The organism is Mycolicibacterium wolinskyi, assembly GCF_002101965.1.
In the GTDB taxonomy this organism is placed as follows: Bacteria; Actinomycetota; Actinomycetes; order Mycobacteriales; family Mycobacteriaceae; genus Mycobacterium; species Mycobacterium wolinskyi.
Window position 1 is genome coordinate 80,656 of sequence record NZ_LQQA01000008.1, and the last position, 19,589, is coordinate 100,244.

Here is a 19,589-nt window from a genome sequence, read left to right on the forward strand (position 1 = left end):
CTGAGCAGGCGTGACGACCGTCGGGACAAACAAGTGTCCGAAGTGGGTCCCGGCACCGTTTAGGTTCGGCATGTGGGAAGGTTCGGGGGAGCCAGCGAGTTTGCGGGGCCGGTTAATGGCCGCTCCGATGCCGAGTTGCTCGCCGCCCACGTTGCCGGGGATCGCTACGCCTTCGAGGAGCTGGTGCTGCGGCATCATCGGCAGCTGCGCCGGCTGGCGTACCTGACGAGCCGCCACCACGACGATGCCGACGATGCCGTGCAAGACGCGCTGCTGTCGGCGCACCGCACCGCGGCGTCGTTCCGGTTCGACTCATCGGTGAGCAGCTGGCTGTACCGCATCGTGGTCAACGCGTGCCTGGACCGGTTGCGCCGGGCGAAGACGCAACCCGGCGCGCCGAGTCGTGACGAGCTCGGCGAACTCGACCATGTCCGCGACCCGGCCGGCGACCCCGCCCACCGCGTCGACACCGCCATCGTCGTCGAACGGGCCCTGCTGCAGTTGCCGGTCGAACAGCGTGCCGCCGTCGTCGCGGTCGACATGCAGGGCTATTCGGTGGCCGAGACCGCGCGGCTGCTCGGCGTCGCGGAAGGGACGGTCAAGAGCCGCTGCGCCCGTGCACGCGCCAAACTGGCTCGATCGCTCCAGTATTTTGAGGGCGATGAACGGCAGCCCGCACCCAGTGCCGTCCGACGGGCTCACCCCTGACCTGTTGGCCGAGCTGCAAGCCGGGCTGCTCGACGACGCGACCGCGGCCCGCGTGCGCCAACAGGTACGCAGCGATCCCGACGCCGCGGCGACGCTGGCCGCACTCGACCGCGTCCGGCGCGACGTGGCCGCGCTCGGCACCGACGAGGCTTCGGCCCCGGCCGTCCCGCCTGACGTGAGCGCTCGCATGATCGCGGCGCTGCGGGCGGCCGACGGACGAGCCGAAAGCGACCGGTCGCGCGGCCGGTGGCGACGGATCGGCGCGATCACCGGCTGCTGTGCGGCGTTGCTCGGGGCCGGGGTGGGGGCCGTCACGCTGACGCAGACGTCCGATACCGCCGACTCGTCCCCCACCAGCCTCGGCCGGATGACCGTGGCGCCGCCACCGGCAGACATCGGGCTCTCGGAACCGGAGATCCTCGGCCTGTTGTCCGCCCCGCCCGACCTCGGGCCGCTGGCCGATCCGCAACGCCGGGCACAATGCCTGTCCGCGCTCGGCTACCCGTCCGGAGTCCGGGTGCTCGGTGCGCGTCCACATGCGGTGACCGGCCGCCCCGGCGTGCTGGTCCTGTTGCCCGCCGACACCCCGAACGCGATCGTGGGGCTCGTCGTGACACCCGACTGCGACGCCGCTCACCCCGAGCTGCTGGCCGACACCGTGGTCAAACGACCCTGATCGGTTCCTGGCCGTCCCACGACGCCCTGCGGGAACACCTCGGCATAGGCTGGTGTTGCTACCCGTGCTGACAGTGCTCCTCACGTACGGCGAGAACGCTCCGGCAGAAAGGCCCTCATGTCCACCACTCCGACGGTTCACGACGTCATCATCATCGGGTCCGGTCCGGCCGGTTACACCGCAGCCGTCTACGCGGCCCGGGCTCAGCTCAAGCCGCTGGTTTTCGAGGGCACTCAGTTCGGCGGGGCACTGATGACGACCACCGAGGTGGAGAACTACCCCGGCTTCCGTGAGGGCATCACCGGGCCGGAATTGATGGACGAGATGCGTGAGCAGGCGCTGCGCTTCGGTGCCGATCTGCGCATGGAAGACGTCGACGCCGTGCAGTTGGAGGGGCCCGTCAAGACGGTCACCGTCGGCGATGAGACTCACCAGGCGCGTGCCGTCATCCTGGCGATGGGCGCGGCGGCGCGCCATCTGGGCGTGCCCGGCGAGGAGGCGCTGCTCGGCATGGGCGTGAGCACCTGTGCCACCTGTGACGGTTTCTTCTTCCGCGACGAGGACATCGTCGTGGTCGGTGGTGGTGACTCCGCGATGGAGGAAGCCACCTTCCTGACCCGGTTCGCCCGCAGCGTCACGCTGATCCACCGCCGCGACGAGTTCCGCGCATCCAAGATCATGCTCGAACGCGCCCGCGCCAACGAGAAGATCACGTGCCTGACCAACACCGAGATCACCGAGATCGAGGGAGATCCGAAGGTCACCGGCGTGCGACTGCGCGACACCGTCACCGGTGAGGAGTCCAAGCTCGCCGTGACCGGGGTGTTCGTGGCCATCGGCCACGATCCGCGCTCGGAGCTGGTGCGCGGTCAGGTCGAGCTCGACGACGAGGGTTACGTCAAGGTCGCCGGGCGCAGCACCTACACGTCGCTCGAGGGTGTGTTCGCCGCAGGCGATCTCGTCGACCACACCTACCGCCAAGCCATCACCGCGGCGGGCAGCGGATGCTCGGCATCGATCGACGCCGAGCGATGGCTCGCCGAAAACGCTTGATCCCCAACAGTTTCGAATGACAGGAGAGGCAATATGAGCCAGGACAGCGCCACCGTGGCGGTCACCGACGATTCGTTCTCCGCCGACGTGCTGACCAGCAGCAAGCCGGTACTGGTGGATTTCTGGGCCACCTGGTGCGGACCATGCAAGATGGTCGCCCCGGTGCTGGAGGAAATCGCCTCCGAGAAGGCCGATCAGCTCACTGTCGCCAAGATCGACGTGGACGCCAACCCCGCGACCGCGCGTGACTTCCAGGTGGTCTCGATCCCGACCATGATCCTGTTCAAGGACGGTGCCCCGGTCAAGCGCATCGTCGGCGCAAAAGGCAAGGCTGCGCTGCTGCGCGAGCTTTCCGACGCCCTCTGATCACTCGGTTAGAGCACGGTTAGACCCGCGCCCGCACCGCCTGGCGTTTTCCGGAATCGGGTCGAAATCTGAGACAATGCTGCCTAGCTAGTCCGGCAGATTGCCGCAAACCAGCCTGGAGGGGCCCCGTATGTCGAGTCTGCGTCGCGGTGATCGTGGCGGTGCGGTCACCGAGATCCGGGCAGCGCTGGCGGCGCTTGGTCTCATCGAGAACCCCGACGCCGATCTCAGTACGGGTCGACACGTGGCACTGGACGCGTTCGACGACGAACTCGACCAAGCTGTCCGCGCATTTCAGCAGCATCGTGGCCTACTCGTCGACGGCATTGTCGGGGAGGCCACGTATCGCGCGTTGCGCGAAGCGTCCTACCGACTCGGCGCCCGCACGCTGACCCATCAGTTCGGCGCACCCATGTACGGCGACGATGTCGCCACTCTGCAGGCCCGGCTGCAGGATCTCGGCTTCTACACCGGTCTGGTCGACGGATACTTCGGTCTGCAGACGCACAACGCGTTGTCCTCGTACCAACGTGAATACGGGCTCTATCCAGACGGCATCTGCGGTCCGGAAACGTTGCGCTCGCTGTACTTCCTCGGCTCACGCGTGACCGGTGGCTCACCGCACGCGATCCGCGAAGAGGAGTTGGTGCGCAGCTCCGGCCCTCGCCTGTCCGGCAAGCGGGTGATCATCGATCCGGGCCGCGGTGGAGCCGACCACGGGCTCATCATGCACGGACCCGAAGGCCCCATCAGCGAAGCAGACATCCTGTGGGACTTGGCAAGCCGACTCGAGGGCCGCATGACCGCCATCGGCATGGACACGTTCACGTCGCGGCCGGCCAACCGCAGCCCATCCGACGCCGAGCGTGCGGGCACCGCCAACACCGTGGGTGCCGATCTGATGATCAGCCTGCGCTGTGCCACGCAGGCCAGCCCGGCCGCCAACGGCGTCGCGTCGTTCCACTTCGGAAACTCCCACGGCTCGGTGTCGACCATCGGCCGCAATCTCGCCGACTTCATCCAACGTGAAGTGGTGGCGCGCACCGGATTACGTGACTGCCGCACCCACGGCCGCACGTGGGACCTGCTGCGGCTCACCCGCATGCCCACCGTGCAGGTCGACATCGGCTACATCACCAACCCGCGTGACCGCGGCCTTCTCGTGTCGACTCAGACCCGTGACGCCATCGCCGAAGGCATCCTCGCCGCCGTGAAGCGGCTCTACCTGTTGGGCAAAAACGACCGTCCCACAGGCACTTTCACGTTCGCCGAGCTCCTGGCCCACGAACTGTCGGTGGAACAGGCCGGCCGCGGCGCCTGATTCCCTCGGCGTCAGGTCGATGGCGCCACGTCGATGCATTGTCCGTCAATCTCCAACTGTTGCACCGGAATTCGGTGCGGCAGGTCGGCCTAGAGACTGGCCATCACTGAGCGCCGCAACGGAAAACCATGCAATGAGCTCGGTAAGACAACCCCTTCAGGCTTCCGCACTGGTACGGTCATAGCCATTGTGACGGTGGGGATTTCACCCACATAAGGTTCCTGGTCGGTGTCGCGGCATGGGGTGATGGCTCCGGGTGTGATCACAGGCCGGCGACCCGATTCTTCTGATATATCTTTTCCGCGTAGGCGTCCGTTCCCGGCGGAGGCGATGGTGCCCCAGGTCAAGTGATGATCCAGCCGGCCGACAACGCGCACATGCACTGATAGCCACTCGTGTCAGATCAACGAGAAGCCGCGCCGTTTGCCCCATACCCGGTGGGAAAGGCCTCGCGTCAATGAGAACGGCTACGGCAGCGATACCGAGCCCGCGCCGACGGGCAGTTCGATCCGAGCGTTCTCCAGCAGTCGCTCCAACGCGGCCTCCACCTCGGCCTTCCAGCCGAGACCCTTGTCGAGCTCCAGGCGTAGCCGCGGGAAGTACGGATGTGGTGCGACGACCGTGAAACCCACATCCAAGAGGAAATCGGCCGAGATCATGCACTGATCGACCGCGCAGTCCCCCAGCACCTCGACGACCGGCGCCAGTTCATCGGGCAGTGCGCCGCAGTCGATATCGGTCACGGCGGTCGTATAGCCGAACGCCTCGAGCGCCCGGACACCGCGGCGGACGAGATCGCTGACCACCGCGGCGAGCAGGCTGGCCGACAGGCCTTCGGTCTCCTCCGCGGATTCGACGGCGACCGTCGTCAGCAGCACCGCGTCGGCACTGACGGGTGCGGTTGGGAACAGGCGGGCACGTGGAACCGCGCCGGGCGGCGCGTAGAACGCGTACCCGACACACGGCTCGTCGCCCTTCAGCAGTGTCTCGAAGTCGCCGACCGCAGCCGGTGACGCCTGCACGGCCAGCTGTCCGCACGAGCCCCACTCGAGCATGACCATCGAGAGCCAGGCTTCTTTCTCGAACTCGGGATCGGTGAGGTGATCTTCGCCGGGGACGGTCGACGGGTCGACTTCCCAGAACACACATCGCCGTGCATGCTTCGGCAGCTGCTCGAATCCCTCGAGCCGAAGCGGCGTGATGTGTGCTGACACTAGACTCCCCGGCTTTCACACGAAGTTGACGTGCGCGGCTGCCCCTCAAGGATAGGAGAGCATGCGGTCAACAGCCCAGTGGGCGGTGAAACTCTCATCGAACACCGCCCTTTCTGCGAAATATGGTGGCGCACAAGTGCTTTGCCTTCACGCCCACACCGTGCCGAGTGCGCTTCGACCGGATGTGTCACAGTGACGGAACGACCGTGGGTAGTTGGTCCTCGGTTTTCAGCGTCAAATTACTGTTCTTGTGCGCTCATCAGTTCGACGATGCGCTGCAGATCGTCGACCGACCCGAACTCGACGACGATCTTGCCCTTGCGTTTGCCGAGACTGACCGTGACGCGGGTATCGAACGCCGTCGACAGCTTTTCGGCAACGTCCTGCAGACCCGGCATCTGGATCGGCTTCCGCCGGGGCGCCGGGGCGGTCTTGCCGTCGCGGTTGGCGAGTGTCACGGCCTCTTCGGTTGCCCGCACCGAGAGTCCTTCGGCCACGATGCGGGCCGCGAGTTCCTCCTGCTGCTCCGGACTACCCTCCAGCGAGAGGAGCGCGCGGGCATGGCCGGCGGACAGCACGCCTGCGGCCACCCGGCGCTGCACCGCGATCGGCAGTCGGAGCAGGCGGATCATGTTGGAGATCAGCGGACGTGACCGTCCGATCCGCGCCGCCAGTTCGTCGTGGGTGACCTCGAATTCGTCGAGGAGCTGTTGGTAGGCCGCGGCCTCTTCCAGCGGGTTGAGCTGCACGCGGTGGATGTTCTCGAGGAGTGCGTCGCGCAGCATACTGTCGTCGGCGGTTTCGCGGACGATCGCGGGGATTGCCGTCAGGCCGGCCTGCTGAGCGGCCCGCCACCGGCGCTCCCCCATGACGATCTGGTAGCGGATATCGCCTTCGCCGGGCACGGCACGTACGACGATCGGCTGCATCAAGCCGAATTCGCGGATCGAGTGGACGAGCTCGTTCAGCGCTTCGTCATCGAAGACCTGGCGCGGCTGACGCGGGTTCGGCTCGATGGCGGCCGGGTCGATCTCGCGATACGTGGCACCGACGGCTTCTCCGTCAATCTGCTCGACCGGGGTCGGGGCCGGTTCACCGGGTGCTCCGGGTGGCGCACCCAGGAGAACGTCGGCGGCGCTGTCTCCCATCCGCGGGCTCAGAGCGTCGGTACCGCCATCGGCTGGCCCAGTCGGAATCAGAGATGCCAGGCCCCTACCGAGACCGCTTCGCTTCCGTGCCGGCTGATTCATGATCCTGTCCTGCCCCTCTACCGTCCGCTTCTACGCCTGCTGCTTGTTCGTCTACTGCGCACGAGGCGGCGCACCGCGCTCTGCGATCTCACGGCTCGCATCGAGATAACTCAGTGCGCCGCGCGAGCCGGGGTCGTAGTCGAGGATCGTCATGCCGTACCCGGGCGCTTCCGACACCTTCACGCTCCGCGGGATGACGGTACGAAGCACCTTGTCGCCGAAGTGCTCCCGGACGTCCTCGGCGACTTGGTCGGCCAGTTTGGTCCGGCCGTCGTACATCGTGAGTATGACGGTGGATACCGACAAGTCCGGATTGAGATGCGCCTTCACCATCTCGATGTTCCGCAAGAGCTGGCCCACACCTTCGAGCGCGTAGTACTCGCACTGGATCGGAATCAGCACCTCCGGGGCGGCTACGAGCGCGTTGATGGTCAGCAAGCCGAGTGACGGCGGGCAGTCGATGAACACGTAGTCGAAGTTGTAGTTCTTGAGCTCGGCGAGAGCCGACCGCAGCCGGCCTTCGCGGGCGACCATGCTGACCAATTCGATCTCGGCGCCCGCGAGGTCGATGGTGGCCGGGATGCAGTACAGACGCTCACTGTGCGGGCTCTGCTGCAGCGCCTCTTCGACCGGGATCTCACCGATGAGTACTTCGTACGACGACGGTGTCCCGGGCCGGTGCTCGATGCTCAACGCGGTGCTCGCGTTGCCCTGCGGGTCGAGATCGATCACCAAGGTCCGCAGTCCCTGGAGCGCGAGCGCGGCGGCGACGTTCACTGCCGTGGTCGTCTTGCCAACCCCGCCCTTCTGGTTCGCGATCGTGAACACGCGCTGGCGCTCGGGGCGCGGGAGCTGGCCATGCGAGGTGTGGAGGACGCGAGTCGCCTGCTCGGCTTCTGCCGCGATCGGGGTGTCCATGCTGGCGTCCGCCGACCATGTGGTGTTGACCGGACCGTTCCATGTTTCACGTGAAACATTGGGCTTACCCACTGCGCTTGGCACCTCGTTCTGCTTCGAACCCATCTTCATCTCCTGCCCGCTCTCCCCCGCGGACCGGCCTTGCCCGCCGGTCCTTGCCGCCCCCGATTGCTCGCCCTGCGCCGCGCGTCGACGACGGTTACGGGTGGGTTCAAATAGTTCGCGCCACATCTCACTACCCTGGCATCCGCCGCGCCCAGTGATGCCATCACACGCCGGAACTCCTCTATCTCGGCCTCAGCGCGTTCGCCTTTGATCGCCAACATCCGCCCGCCCTCCCGAAGGAGCGGCATGCTCCACCGCGCGAGCTTGTCCAGCGAAGCCACCGCGCGAGAGGTCACGACATCCATCTCCCCCGCCTGCTCCCGGACGACCCGATCCTCGGCCCTGCCCCGCACCACCGCCACGCTCAGGTCGAGCTCCGCAACCACTTCACGAAGGAACTCGCTGCGGCGCAGCAGCGGCTCGATCAATGTGACGTGAACGTCGGGACGGGCCAACGCCAACGGTATCCCGGGTAGGCCGGCACCACTACCGATGTCCGCCACTCGCTCGCCGGCAACCACAAGCTCACCCAGTGCGGAGCTGTTGAGAATGTGGCGGTCCCATATTCGATCCACCTCGCGCGGGCCGATCAGCCCACGCTCGACGCCGGCGGTGGCGAGGAGCGCTGCGTACCGTTCCGCGGCCGGGAGACGATCGCCGAACACAACGCCAGCGGCCTCCGGTGCCACGGGTGCCGGTTCATGTTTCACGTGAAACATCCTCCGAACTCCCGCGGCCGCGGAGGCCGCCTACGAACTACACCGATGTAACTAGCCAAGGAGAACAACGACGCGGCGCGACGGCTCCACGCCCTCGCTCTCACTCCGGACGCCGTCGATCGCGGCGACCGCGTCGTGGACGATCTTCCTCTCGAAGGGAGTCATCGGGGCGAGTTCTTCGCGCTCGCCGGACTCCAGCACGCGTCGCGCGACCTTCTCGCCGAGCGCGGCAAGCTCGTCGCGGCGACGCCGACGCCACCGAGCGATGTCCAGCATGAGCCGACTCCGCTCCCCCGTCTTCTGGTGAACCGCGAGCCGGGTCAGCTCCTGCAGCGCGTCGAGCACCTCGCCTTTACGACCAACCAACTTGTTCAGGTCGCCGCCGCCGTCGATGCTCACGACCGCGCGGTCGCCCTCCACATCGAGATCGATATCGCCGTCGAAATCCAGAAGATCGAGAAGCTCCTCGAGGTAGTCACCGGCGATCTCACCCTCGGCGACCAACCGCTCCTCGAGGTCGTCCTCGACCTTCGCCACGGACTCGGCGCTCTCCTTCACCTCGGCGCCCGGTTCGGTCGTCTGTGCGTCCGTCATATCCGTCTTCTCCCTACTTGTGCCAGCCGGAACTGGTCAACGTTTCCGCTTCTTGGGGCGCGCGCCTGGCTTCGGCGTTCGGCTCACCGCCGTCGTGCCCGTGGTGTCTGTCTTGGGATCGTCAGCTTTGTTGTCGGTCGCGGCCGAGCTTTCGATCTCGGGCACCGTGCTCTCGACATCGGGGCCCGCAGACGTACTCGGGGTCTGTTTGCGAGCCCGATTCGGTTTGGCTCCCGGCGCCGGCGCGTTGGCGGCGCGGCGTTCGAGCGCCTCGGCCTTCTTCGCTTCCTCTTCCTTCTCGATCTTGCCGAACACGTAGTGCTGCTGACCGTAGGTCCAGATGTTGTTGGCCAGCCAGTACATGATCACGGCGAGCGGAAGGAACGGGCCGCCGACGACGACACCGAGCGGGAACACGTACAGCGCGAGCTTGTTCATCATCGCGGTCTGAGGATTGGACGCCGCTTCCGGACTCTGGCGCGCGACGGATGCGCGGCTGTTGAAGTGCGTCGCGATGCCGGCCAGGATCATGATCGGCAGACCGACGGCGATCACCGCGAGGCGGTTGAATTCGGTGAAGGCCTCGAGGCCGTGCTGCTGGATCATCGTCGCGCCCAGTGGGGCACCGAACAGGTTCGCGTCCAGGAAGTGCCCGACGTCGGTCGCGCTGAAGAGGTAGTTCGGCAGGCTGCGGTTCTCTTCGACCGAAAGACCCAAGCGCCCGATACCGGTCTGGGTGCGGTTGAACGACATCAGCACGTGATAGAGGCCGAGGAACACCGGCACCTGCGCGAGCATCGGCAGGCAGCCGAGGATCGGATTGAATCCGTGCTCGCGCTGCAGCTTCTGCATCTCGAGCGCCATCCGCTGGCGGTCCTTGCCGTACTTCTTCTGCAGCGCCTTGATCTGGGGCTGCAGTTCCTGCATCTGGCGCGTCGTGCGGATCTGCTTGACGAACGGCTTGTAGAGGATCGCGCGGAGCGTGAACACCAGGAACATCACCGACAGCGCCCAGGCGAAGAAGTTGGACGGGCCCAGCAGGAAGGCGAAGGCCTTGTACCAAACCCACATGATCGCCGACACCGGGTAATAGATGATGTCGAGGCTGAACCAATTAAACACGCGACTTGCTCCTGACAAGGTCGGCAGCGGCTGTCTCACCGGAGACATCGGTCTCACACGTATGCGGGCGACGCTCCGGTATGGGGTCCCATCCTCCCCGATGCCACGGGCCGCACTTCAGCAGCCGGACTGTGGCCAGCCAACCGCCACGGATCAACCCGTACTCGGTGAGAGCATCGACCGCGTACTGACTACACGTCGGCATGAACCGGCATGTCGGCAGCCGCAGCGGCGAGATCGTGTGGCGGTAGAGCTGGATCAGGAAGATCAGACCGCGGGCCACACCTGAACCCGCGCGGCGAATCATGAAGACGTCCCGCGCCGGGCACCCGCGCGCTCATGGACCTTCTCGACGGCCTGACGCAGCTGCTGCTCCAAGCGGGGCGACAGCGCATCACGGCAACCCGGCCGCGCCCGGATGACCATCAGGTCGGCGGGATGGAGATGGGGCAACACAGTTCGAGCCGCGTGCCGCAAGCGACGCGACACACGATGACGTTCCACCGCGTTCCCCACAGACTTGGACACGATCAAGCCGATCCGCGGACCACTCTCGTCCGAACCGTTGCGTAATGCGTGCACGACAACATCAGGTTGCACAGCACGCACGCCACGACCGACGGTGGCACTGAACTCCGCGGACCGCCTCATCCGGTGTCGAGCCGGAAGCACCGCGCTACCTGCGTCGAATCACGCAGTGAGCGCGCGACGGCCCTTGCTACGCCGGTTGGAGACGATGGCGCGGCCGGCGCGGGTGCGCATCCGCAGCCGGAACCCATGCACCCGCGCACGGCGGCGGTTGTTGGGCTGGAAGGTCCGCTTGCCCTTGGCCACGGCAGTATCTCCTTGTTCCGTATGGCATCCGCGACTCACCCACACTTTCGTGTCGGAGAGACCCGGCTGCCGTTGATAAGCTCGTCCGTCGTGCTTTACTTACCGGCGCGGTCTCCGGGCAAGCCCGGGTCGCAGCCGTATCGCCACGTGCGGGCGACTGGTCAAGGTTACTGACGAGATTTCCCTGGGTCAAACCTGCGCCAACCGGCACGAAGTTCCGCCGGCGGATGTTGCAGAACTGTTGGCACTTCGACAGAAAACTGTTAGCTTCTGGCAATGCCGTTCCACGCCTGGACCGGCCCCGGACAATGAACTGAGGACGTCGTCTCGCCGCTGACCGCTCAGCACGTGACGAGCCCGGCCACCACGCCCTCGCTACAGACAACAGAGCGACGGCGACTGTCCTTTCTCCACAAGCTGTGGATAAATATGTGGACAGTTCGTCATCGTTCTTTTGGTCGTCCCTGGGTCGACCTCCAGCACCTCAAAGGGGGTAACCGTCAGTGACTGCTGACCCCGACCCACCTTTCGTCGCCGTCTGGAACAGCGTCGTCGCCGAACTCAACGGCGATCACGAAGGCGGCCGTCAAGGCGATGGTTCCCTGCCTGCCCTCACCCCGCAGCAAAGGGCCTGGCTCAAACTCGTCAAACCGCTCGTCATCGCCGAGGGGTTTGCTCTGCTGTCGGTTCCCACGCCCTTCGTCCAGAACGAGATCGAGCGTCACCTTCGCGAGCCCATCGTCACCGCGCTCAGCCGCAAGCTCGGCCAGCGCGTCGAGCTCGGCGTGCGAATCGCCACGCCGCCCGACGAGCCCGACGATCCGGGCCCCGACAGCGCGCACGACCCGGCTCCCCTGTCGGTCGACACCGACGAGATCGACGACGACCGCGAGGCCAAGGTCAACGCCGAGGAGAGCTGGCCGACCTACTTCAGCAGCCCGCAACAGGACCCGGCGGCCGCCGACGGCAACGCGGTCAATCTCAACCGCCGCTACACGTTCGACACGTTCGTCATCGGTGCCTCCAACCGCTTCGCACACGCCGCCACGCTCGCCATCGCCGAAGCGCCGGCCCGGGCGTACAACCCCTTGTTCATCTGGGGCGAATCGGGCCTCGGCAAGACCCATCTGCTGCACGCCGCCGGAAATTATGCGCAACGTCTCTTTCCCGGCATGCGCGTGAAGTACGTCTCCACCGAAGAATTCACCAACGACTTCATCAACTCACTGCGTGACGACCGCAAGGCCTCGTTCAAACGCAGCTACCGCGACATCGACATCCTTCTGGTCGACGACATCCAGTTCATCGAGGGCAAGGAAGGTATCCAGGAAGAGTTCTTCCACACCTTCAACACCCTGCACAACGCCAACAAGCAGATCGTCATCTCGTCGGACCGCCCGCCCAAGCAGCTGGCGACGCTCGAGGACCGCCTGCGTACCCGCTTCGAGTGGGGGCTGATCACCGACGTCCAGCCGCCGGAGCTCGAGACCCGCATCGCGATCCTGCGCAAGAAAGCCCAGATGGACCGGCTCGACGTGCCCGACGACGTCCTCGAGCTCATCGCCAGCAGCATCGAACGCAACATCCGCGAACTCGAGGGTGCGCTGATCCGCGTCACGGCGTTCGCGTCGCTGAACAAGACGCGCATCGACAAGTCACTCGCCGAGGTCGTGCTGCGCGATCTCATCGCCGACGCCACAACCATGCAGATCAGCACCGCCGCGATCATGGCCGCCACGGCCGAGTACTTCGAGACCACCGTCGAGGAGCTGCGCGGCCCGGGTAAGACCCGCGCCTTGGCGCAGTCCCGGCAGATCGCCATGTATCTGTGCCGTGAGCTCACCGACCTGTCGCTGCCCAAGATCGGGCAGGCGTTCGGGCGCGATCACACGACGGTCATGTACGCCGAGAAGAAGATCCGCGGCGAGATGGCCGAGCGCCGCGAGGTCTTCGATCACGTCAAGGAACTCACCACCCGTATCCGCCAACGCGCGAAGCGTTGAGCGCGGGCGCCCGTCCGGCGTCTCACATTGTGGTTCCGGGGCCCGACCCCGCGAAAAATCTGCGAACAACTTTCGTCACACGGGCGTCAGTTGTCACACTCGAGCACTGTGGATGGCGCTGTGTACAACCTGCGGGCAAACCACGGGATGAACATCGAATCGATCCACACGGGCCCGGCTGTCCACAGTCCGACTCACAACCGCGCCCCGCGCTCCACAGCCGGCTCACATCGCGACACACCGCGCGTACTGGGCAAACCACACTTCATCCCCAGATTCCACAGCACCTAATACTGTTACTCAAATATCTTCCTAGGATTCTCTTTAGAAGAAGCACCTTGGGGAGATTCGGCCCGCCGGGTGCGCGGCCGGCTCAGCGCACGCCGATGTCAGCCCGATCGATTAGCTTTCAAGTTGGTGCGGAAAGCTCTACGGTGGTTCATCGACGGCGCTTCCCGACCGTGTCATTCAGCGACTCGCTGCCTGATCCGGTCTTGGGAACGCGCTGGTAGAGCTCATTGCGGGGATTATCGAAGGGGCGCATAGGACGTGGCGACGACGACGGCTGGGCTGACCGACTTGAAGTTTCGCGTGGTGCGCGAAGACTTCGCGGACGCGGTGGCCTGGGTGGCCCGTAATCTCCCGACTCGGCCGACCATCCCGGTGCTGGCTGGGGTCTTGCTGACCGGCACCGAAGACGGCCTGACGATCTCGGGATTCGATTACGAAGTTTCTGCCGAGGTCCGGGTGGCTGCTGAAATCGCTTCTGCCGGAAGCGTTTTGGTGTCCGGTCGGTTGCTTTCCGACATCACCAAGGCGCTGCCGGCCAAACCGGTGGAAGTCAGCGTGGAAGGCACTCGAGTGGCGCTGACCTGCGGCAGCGCGCGGTTCTCGCTTCCCACCCTCGCGGTCGAGGATTACCCCGCGCTGCCCGCGCTGCCAGACGAGACCGGTGTCGTGTCGGCCGACCTGTTCGCCGAGGCCATCGGCCAGGTCGCCGTCGCCGCCGGCCGCGACGACACGTTGCCGATGTTGACCGGCATCCGGGTCGAGATCTCGGGCGAGTCCGTCGTTTTGGCGGCCACCGACCGCTTCCGGCTCGCCGTCCGGGAACTCACGTGGGCCACGACCGCAGGCGACGTCGAGGCTGCGGTGCTGGTTCCGGCCAAGACGCTCGCCGAAGCGGCCAAGGCAGGCACCGACGGCACGCAGGTCCACCTCGCGCTCGGCTCGGGCGCGGCGGTCGGCAAGGACGGGCTGCTCGGCATCCGCAGCGACGGTAAGCGCAGCACCACCCGGCTCCTCGACGCCGAGTTCCCGAAATTCCGTCAGTTGCTGCCGACCGAGCACACCGCGATCGCCACGATCGGGGTCGCCGAGCTCACCGAGGCCATCAAGCGTGTCGCGCTCGTCGCCGATCGCGGCGCCCAGATTCGCATGGAGTTCAGCGATGACGTGCTGCGGCTGTCCGCGGGCGCCGACGACGTGGGCCGTGCCGAGGAGGACCTGCCGGTCTCGTTCGCCGGCGAGCCGTTGACCATCGCGTTCAACCCGACCTACCTCACCGACGGTTTGGGCTCGTTGCATTCCGAACGCGTGACATTCGGCTTCACGACACCGAGCCGTCCCGCGGTGTTGCGGCCGGCGGGCGAGGATGATGGCACGGGCGGTGGCTCGGGTCCGTTCCCGGCTGCCCAAACCGATTACGTCTATCTGTTGATGCCGGTGCGCCTTCCTGGCTGACCGGCCTGCCGAGAAGAGGGGCGCACATGCAACTGGGGTTAGTCGGCCTGGGCAAGATGGGCTTCAACATGCGGGAGCGCCTGCGTGCGGGCGGTCATGAGGTCATCGGCTACGACCCCCGCCCCGAGGTTACCGATGTCGCGAACCTCGCCGCGCTCGCCGCCGCGTTGACCGCGCCACGGGTGGTGTGGGTGATGGTGCCGTCGGGGACGATCACCCACAGCACCATCGCCGAGCTGGCCGATGTGCTCAGTCCGGGCGATCTGGTGATCGACGGCGGCAACTCGCGCTACACCGAGGACGGACCGCACGCAAAACTGTTGGGCGACAAGGGAATCTCTTTCATCGACGCCGGTGTGTCCGGCGGGGTCTGGGGTTTGACCGAGGGCTACGGGTTGATGGTCGGCGGTAGTGATGCCGACGTGGCGCGCGTCATGCCGATCTTCGACACCCTCCGGCCGCCCGGAGATCTCGCCGACGGTTTCGTGCACGCCGGCCCGGTCGGTGCCGGTCATTACGCCAAGATGGTGCACAACGGCATCGAGTACGGGTTGATGCACGCCTACGCCGAAGGCTACGAACTGCTGGCCGCCGAAGATCTCATCAACGATCCGCAGGCCGTGATCCAGGCCTGGTCCAACGGCACCGTCGTGCGGTCGTGGCTGCAGGAGCTGTTGGCCAAGGCGCTCAAGGAAGACCCGGGGTTCGCCGAGATCAGCGGTTACACCGAGGATTCCGGTGAAGGGCGGTGGACGGTCGAAGAGGCCATCGCGCACCGGGTCCCGATGCCGGTGATCGCGGCCTCGTTGTTCGCGCGGTTCGCCTCGAGGCAGGACGACTCGCCCACCATGAAGGCGGTGTCGGCGCTGCGTAACCAGTTCGGTGGACACGCCGTCAAGAGGATCAGCGAGTCGGGCTGAACCGTGCATGTTCGTCACCTGGGACTGACAGACTTCCGTTCCTGGGCACACGTCGAGCTGGACCTCGAGCCCGGCCGGACGGTGTTTGTCGGGCCGAACGGCTTCGGCAAGACGAATCTTGTTGAGGCGCTGTGGTATTCAGCAACGCTCGGGTCGCATCGCGTGGCGTCGGACGCACCGTTGATCCGTGCCGGGGCAGAGCGCGCGATCGTGTCGACCATCGTGGTGAACGACGGTCGCGAACTAGCGGTGGACCTCGAGATCACGAGCGGACGGGCCAACAAGGCGCGATTGAACCGGTCCCCGGTGCGCAGCGCCCGCGAGATCCTCGGTGTACTGCGGGCAGTGTTGTTCAGCCCGGAGGATCTGGCGTTGGTACGGGGGGATCCGGGTGACCGCCGCCGCTATCTCGACGAACTCGCGACGACGCGCCGGCCATCCATCGCCGGGGTACGCGCCGATTACGACAAAGTCGTGCGTCAGCGGACCGCCCTGCTGAAAACCGCTGCGGGCGCCCGTTATCGGGGCGATCGCAGCGTGCTGGACACGCTCGACGTGTGGGATGGGCATCTGGCCGCGCACGGGGCGGCGCTCATCGCGGCCCGCGTCGCCCTGGTGGATCAGCTCCATCCCGAGGTGGAGAAGGCCTATCAACTGCTGGCGCCGGCGTCGCGGCCCGCGGCGATTCGCTACCGCAGCAGCGTGGAGGCGATCGAGAATGCGCCCGCGGGTGAAGGCGTGGAGTTCTACGAGGCCGCGTTGCTCGACGCGCTGGCCCGGCGGCGCGATGCCGAACTGGAACGCGGCGTGTGCCTGGTCGGTCCCCACCGTGACGACCTCGAGCTGAGGCTCGGCGATCAACCGGCGAAAGGCTTTGCGAGCCACGGTGAATCGTGGTCGATGGCACTCGCCCTGCGGCTCGGCGCCTATGAGCTGTTACGCAGCGACGGGGCTGATCCGGTGCTGCTGCTCGATGACGTGTTCGCCGAACTCGACAGTGCGCGGCGGCGGGCGCTGGCCACGGTCGCCGGGGCCGCCGAGCAGGTTCTCGTGACCGCCGCGGTGGCCGAGGACATTCCGGAAGACTGGGATGCGCGCCGCATCGAGGTCCGGATGACAGAAGAAGACGGTGGACGGGTTTCGGAGGTGAGTTCGTGACCGACGACGGCGACGACACCGTGCAGCCCTTCCCTCCCGATCATCTGGCCGGGCTGCGCGGCATGGATCTGGTGCGCCGCACGCTCGAGGAAGCGCGGGGCGCCGCACGCAGTCAAGGTAAAGATGTCGGCCGTGGCCGCAGCGCGCCGGTACGGCGCGTGGCCGGTGCCGGGCGCCGGCGCGCGTGGTCGGGACCCGGTCCGGATGTCCGCGACCCGCAGCTCCTCGGCGCCGCGACGCAGGATCTCGCGAAATCGCGCGGCTGGTCGTCGCGCGTCGCCGAAGGTTCGGTGTTCGGCCGCTGGCGTTCGGTCGTCGGGGACCAGATCGCCGAACATGCCAACCCCACGGCGTTGCACGAGGGCGTGTTGACGGTGTCGGCCGAGTCCACGGCCTGGGCCACACAGCTGCGGATGGTGCAGGCGCAACTGCTGGCCAAGATCGCCGCGGCCGTGGGCGACGGCGTCGTGACCTCGCTGAAAATCGTCGGACCGGTGGGTCCGTCCTGGCGTAAGGGCCCGTACCACATCGCCGGCCGCGGGCCCCGCGACACGTACGGTTAGCCGGTCTGAGTTTCCGCTGAGAGGGCCGAGGCCGTCAGCGGGGGTGCCCTGAAGCGTCCTCACGCACCGGGTTCCGAGAAATTCCGCGCACGGCGCAATCAGATGGGCAGAAACGCAGCTACAGAATCGGTGCTGTGCAGATCTGACGGTAGACTGTTCGACGGATCTCAGGCGGTATGTGTACCGCCTCCCGTGAACCCCAAGGAGACGCGTCCGACGTGGCTGCCCAGAAGAATAATGCGCCCAAGGAATACGGCGCCGACTCCATCACCATCCTCGAGGGGCTGGAAGCGGTCCGTAAACGTCCGGGTATGTACATCGGCTCGACCGGTGAACGTGGTCTGCATCATCTCATCTGGGAGGTTGTCGACAACGCAGTCGACGAGGCGATGGCCGGGTTCGCGACCCGCGTCGACGTCAAGATTCTGGGCGACGGCAGCGTCGAGGTCACCGACGACGGCCGCGGCATCCCCGTCGCCATGCACGCCACGGGCGTGCCCACTGTCGATGTCGTGATGACCCAGCTCCACGCGGGCGGCAAGTTCGACGGCGAGACGTATGCCGTCTCGGGTGGTCTGCACGGCGTGGGTGTGTCGGTGGTCAACGCCCTGTCGACCCGCCTCGAAGTCACGATCCTGCGTGACGGCTACGAGTGGTTCCAGTACTACGACAAATCGGTGCCGGGAACCCTCAAGCAGGGCGGCGCCACCAAGAAGACCGGAACCACCGTCCGATTCTGGGCCGATCCGGAGATCTTCGAGACCACCGACTACAACTTCGAGACGGTCGCGCGCCGCCTGCAGGAGATGGCGTTCCTCAACAAGGGCCTGACCATCGAGTTCACCGACGAGCGGGTCGCCGCAGAAGAGGTGGTCGACGAGGTCGTCAGCGACACCGCCGACGCGCCGAAATCCGCGGATGAGAAGGCCGCCGAGGCCGCCGGTCCGCACAAGGTCAAGCACCGCGTCTTCCACTACCCCGGCGGGTTGGTCGACTACGTCAAGCACATCAACCGGACCAAGACCCCGATCCAGCAGAGCATCATCGATTTCGGCGGCAAGGGCACCGGCCACGAGGTCGAGATCGCGATGCAGTGGAACGCCGGGTACTCGGAATCCGTGCACACGTTCGCCAACACGATCAACACCCACGAGGGCGGCACGCACGAAGAGGGTTTCCGGACGGCGTTGACGAGCGTGGTCAACAAGTACGCCAAGGACAAGAAGCTCCTCAAGGACAAAGACCCCAACCTCACCGGGGACGACATCCGCGAAGGCCTGGCCGCCGTGATCTCGGTGAAGGTGGCCGAGCCGCAGTTCGAGGGTCAGACGAAGACCAAGCTCGGCAACACCGAGGTGAAGTCGTTTGTGCAGAGAATCTGCAACGAGCAGCTGCAGCACTGGTTCGAGGCCAATCCGGCTGAGGCGAAAACTGTTGTCAACAAAGCTGTTTCGTCGGCGCAGGCCCGTATCGCCGCGCGCAAGGCACGAGAGTTGGTGCGGCGCAAGAGCGCAACCGACATCGGCGGTCTGCCCGGCAAGCTCGCGGACTGCCGCTCGACCGATCCGAGCAAGTCCGAACTGTATGTGGTGGAGGGCGATTCGGCAGGCGGCTCGGCCAAGAGCGGCCGCGACTCGATGTTCCAGGCGATCCTGCCGCTGCGCGGCAAGATCATCAACGTCGAGAAGGCCCGCATCGACCGCGTGTTGAAGAACACCGAAGTCCAGTCCATCATCACCGCGCTGGGTACCGGTATCCACGACGAGTTCGACATCGAGAAGCTGCGCTACCACAAGATCGTGCTGATGGCCGACGCGGACGTCGACGGCCAGCACATCTCGACGCTGCTGCTGACGCTGTTGTTCCGCTTCATGAAGCCACTGATCGAGAACGGACACGTGTTCCTCGCCCAGCCGCCGCTGTACAAACTGAAGTGGCAGCGGCAGGAACCCGAGTTCGCCTACTCCGACCGTGAGCGCGACGGCCTGCTCGAGGCAGGCAAGAAGGCGGGCAAGCGGATCAACGTCGACGACGGTATCCAGCGGTACAAGGGTCTCGGCGAGATGGATGCCAAGGAATTGTGGGAAACCACGATGGATCCGTCGGTGCGCGTATTGCGTCAGGTGACGCTTGACGACGCTGCCGCTGCCGACGAGCTGTTCTCGATCCTCATGGGCGAGGACGTCGAGGCACGCCGCAGCTTCATCACGCGCAACGCGAAAGACGTGCGTTTCCTGGACGTTTAACGTCATGGTTCGGTGACGTTCGACGGCGGGTAACCCTCGGTACGCTAGTTTCGGCAGGAGCCGACAATGCACTGCG

At 66.0% G+C, this 19,589-nt stretch carries 20 protein-coding genes; 11 read left to right on the top strand and 9 right to left on the bottom strand.

Going from position 1 to position 19,589, the window contains the following annotated elements:
* Positions 1–72 precede the first annotated feature (72 nt).
* The 5 genes from sigM (at position 73) to AWC31_RS06990 (ending at position 4,124) form a co-directional block, all read left to right on the top strand.
* Positions 73–708, top strand: a complete 636-nt coding sequence (sigM, locus tag AWC31_RS06970) for an RNA polymerase sigma factor SigM (protein ID WP_067849963.1) — start codon at positions 73–75, stop codon at positions 706–708.
* Positions 662–1,384 (top strand): RsmA family anti-sigma factor, encoded by a 723-nt coding sequence (locus AWC31_RS06975; protein WP_085143588.1) that lies wholly within the window; start codon positions 662–664, stop codon positions 1,382–1,384. Before sigM ends, AWC31_RS06975 begins: the two co-directional genes overlap by 47 nt.
* A 117-nt stretch (positions 1,385–1,501) precedes the next feature.
* Complete coding sequence (gene trxB / locus AWC31_RS06980) at positions 1,502–2,437, top strand: thioredoxin-disulfide reductase (protein ID WP_085143589.1); 936 nt, start codon at positions 1,502–1,504, stop codon at positions 2,435–2,437.
* Positions 2,438–2,470: 33 nt separating this feature from the next.
* Positions 2,471–2,803, top strand: a complete 333-nt coding sequence (gene trxA / locus AWC31_RS06985) for a thioredoxin (protein WP_085143590.1) — start codon at positions 2,471–2,473, stop codon at positions 2,801–2,803.
* A gap of 130 nt (positions 2,804–2,933) precedes the next feature.
* Positions 2,934–4,124, top strand: a complete 1,191-nt coding sequence (locus AWC31_RS06990) for an N-acetylmuramoyl-L-alanine amidase (protein ID WP_067849955.1) — start codon at positions 2,934–2,936, stop codon at positions 4,122–4,124.
* Between the two features lie 467 nt (positions 4,125–4,591).
* On the opposite strand, the gene AWC31_RS06995 is transcribed toward AWC31_RS06990, so the two are convergent.
* The 9 genes from AWC31_RS06995 to rpmH form a co-directional block, all read right to left on the bottom strand.
* The gene (locus AWC31_RS06995) at positions 4,592–5,338 is read right to left on the bottom strand and encodes an acetyltransferase (protein ID WP_085143591.1); all 747 of its coding nucleotides are present in this window, start codon (positions 5,336–5,338) and stop codon (positions 4,592–4,594) included.
* Between the two features lie 239 nt (positions 5,339–5,577).
* On the bottom strand, positions 5,578–6,588 hold the full coding sequence (locus AWC31_RS07000; protein ID WP_085143592.1) for a ParB/RepB/Spo0J family partition protein: 1,011 nt from the start codon (positions 6,586–6,588) through the stop codon (positions 5,578–5,580).
* Positions 6,589–6,639: 51 nt separating this feature from the next.
* Positions 6,640–7,611 carry a ParA family protein gene (locus AWC31_RS07005; RefSeq protein WP_110774953.1) on the bottom strand — a complete coding sequence of 324 codons (972 nt, stop codon included), beginning with the start codon at positions 7,609–7,611 and terminating at the stop codon, positions 6,640–6,642.
* A 2-nt stretch (positions 7,612–7,613) separates the two neighbouring features.
* Entirely contained in the window at positions 7,614–8,321 is a 708-nt protein-coding gene (gene rsmG, locus AWC31_RS07010; protein WP_067850093.1) for a 16S rRNA (guanine(527)-N(7))-methyltransferase RsmG, read from the bottom strand.
* Positions 8,322–8,381: 60 nt separating this feature from the next.
* On the bottom strand, positions 8,382–8,924 hold the full coding sequence (locus AWC31_RS07015; RefSeq protein ID WP_067849948.1) for a Jag family protein: 543 nt from the start codon (positions 8,922–8,924) through the stop codon (positions 8,382–8,384).
* A 36-nt stretch (positions 8,925–8,960) separates the two neighbouring features.
* Positions 8,961–10,046: a membrane protein insertase YidC gene (yidC, locus tag AWC31_RS07020; RefSeq protein WP_085143593.1), complete on the bottom strand. Its 1,086-nt coding sequence runs from the start codon at positions 10,044–10,046 to the stop codon at positions 8,961–8,963.
* Positions 10,039–10,353: a membrane protein insertion efficiency factor YidD gene (gene yidD / locus AWC31_RS07025; protein ID WP_067849944.1), complete on the bottom strand. Its 315-nt coding sequence runs from the start codon at positions 10,351–10,353 to the stop codon at positions 10,039–10,041. The genes yidC and yidD overlap by 8 nt, the downstream gene beginning before the upstream one ends.
* Positions 10,350–10,718 carry a ribonuclease P protein component gene (gene rnpA, locus AWC31_RS07030; RefSeq protein WP_067849942.1) on the bottom strand — a complete coding sequence of 123 codons (369 nt, stop codon included), beginning with the start codon at positions 10,716–10,718 and terminating at the stop codon, positions 10,350–10,352. Before rnpA ends, yidD begins: the two co-directional genes overlap by 4 nt.
* A gap of 18 nt (positions 10,719–10,736) precedes the next feature.
* Entirely contained in the window at positions 10,737–10,880 is a 144-nt protein-coding gene (gene rpmH / locus AWC31_RS07035; protein ID WP_084356629.1) for a 50S ribosomal protein L34, read from the bottom strand.
* Between the two features lie 503 nt (positions 10,881–11,383).
* Between rpmH and dnaA the strand changes: the two genes are divergently transcribed.
* The 6 genes from dnaA (at position 11,384) to gyrB (ending at position 19,513) form a co-directional block, all read left to right on the top strand.
* Positions 11,384–12,883: a chromosomal replication initiator protein DnaA gene (gene dnaA / locus AWC31_RS07040; RefSeq protein WP_085143594.1), complete on the top strand. Its 1,500-nt coding sequence runs from the start codon at positions 11,384–11,386 to the stop codon at positions 12,881–12,883.
* A gap of 549 nt (positions 12,884–13,432) precedes the next feature.
* Positions 13,433–14,626, top strand: a complete 1,194-nt coding sequence (gene dnaN, locus AWC31_RS07045) for a DNA polymerase III subunit beta (protein ID WP_085143595.1) — start codon at positions 13,433–13,435, stop codon at positions 14,624–14,626.
* A 26-nt stretch (positions 14,627–14,652) separates the two neighbouring features.
* Positions 14,653–15,546 (top strand): phosphogluconate dehydrogenase (NAD(+)-dependent, decarboxylating), encoded by an 894-nt coding sequence (gnd, locus tag AWC31_RS07050; protein WP_085143596.1) that lies wholly within the window; start codon positions 14,653–14,655, stop codon positions 15,544–15,546.
* A gap of 3 nt (positions 15,547–15,549) precedes the next feature.
* Positions 15,550–16,704 (top strand): DNA replication/repair protein RecF, encoded by a 1,155-nt coding sequence (recF, locus tag AWC31_RS07055; protein WP_085143597.1) that lies wholly within the window; start codon positions 15,550–15,552, stop codon positions 16,702–16,704.
* Positions 16,701–17,267: a DUF721 family protein gene (locus AWC31_RS07060; protein WP_085143598.1), complete on the top strand. Its 567-nt coding sequence runs from the start codon at positions 16,701–16,703 to the stop codon at positions 17,265–17,267. The genes recF and AWC31_RS07060 overlap by 4 nt, the downstream gene beginning before the upstream one ends.
* A gap of 218 nt (positions 17,268–17,485) precedes the next feature.
* The gene (gene gyrB / locus AWC31_RS07065; RefSeq protein WP_085143646.1) at positions 17,486–19,513 is read left to right on the top strand and encodes a DNA topoisomerase (ATP-hydrolyzing) subunit B; all 2,028 of its coding nucleotides are present in this window, start codon (positions 17,486–17,488) and stop codon (positions 19,511–19,513) included.
* Positions 19,514–19,589 lie beyond the last annotated feature (76 nt).

Bases quoted from the DNA above. Each gene is read 5' to 3' on its own strand.
- AWC31_RS06975 (WP_085143588.1), top strand. From the start codon at position 662: ATGAACGGCAGCCCGCACCCAGTGCCGTCCGACGGGCTCACCCCTGAC.
- trxB (WP_085143589.1), top strand. From the start codon at position 1,502: ATGTCCACCACTCCGACGGTTCACGACGTCATCATCATCGGGTCCGGT.
- trxA (WP_085143590.1), top strand. From the start codon at position 2,471: ATGAGCCAGGACAGCGCCACCGTGGCGGTCACCGACGATTCGTTCTCC.
- AWC31_RS06990 (WP_067849955.1), top strand. From the start codon at position 2,934: ATGTCGAGTCTGCGTCGCGGTGATCGTGGCGGTGCGGTCACCGAGATC.
- AWC31_RS07000 (WP_085143592.1), bottom strand. From the start codon at position 6,588: ATGAATCAGCCGGCACGGAAGCGAAGCGGTCTCGGTAGGGGCCTGGCA.
- AWC31_RS07005 (WP_110774953.1), bottom strand. From the start codon at position 7,611: ATGGGTTCGAAGCAGAACGAGGTGCCAAGCGCAGTGGGTAAGCCCAAT.
- AWC31_RS07015 (WP_067849948.1), bottom strand. From the start codon at position 8,924: ATGACGGACGCACAGACGACCGAACCGGGCGCCGAGGTGAAGGAGAGC.
- yidD (WP_067849944.1), bottom strand. From the start codon at position 10,353: ATGATTCGCCGCGCGGGTTCAGGTGTGGCCCGCGGTCTGATCTTCCTG.
- gnd (WP_085143596.1), top strand. From the start codon at position 14,653: ATGCAACTGGGGTTAGTCGGCCTGGGCAAGATGGGCTTCAACATGCGG.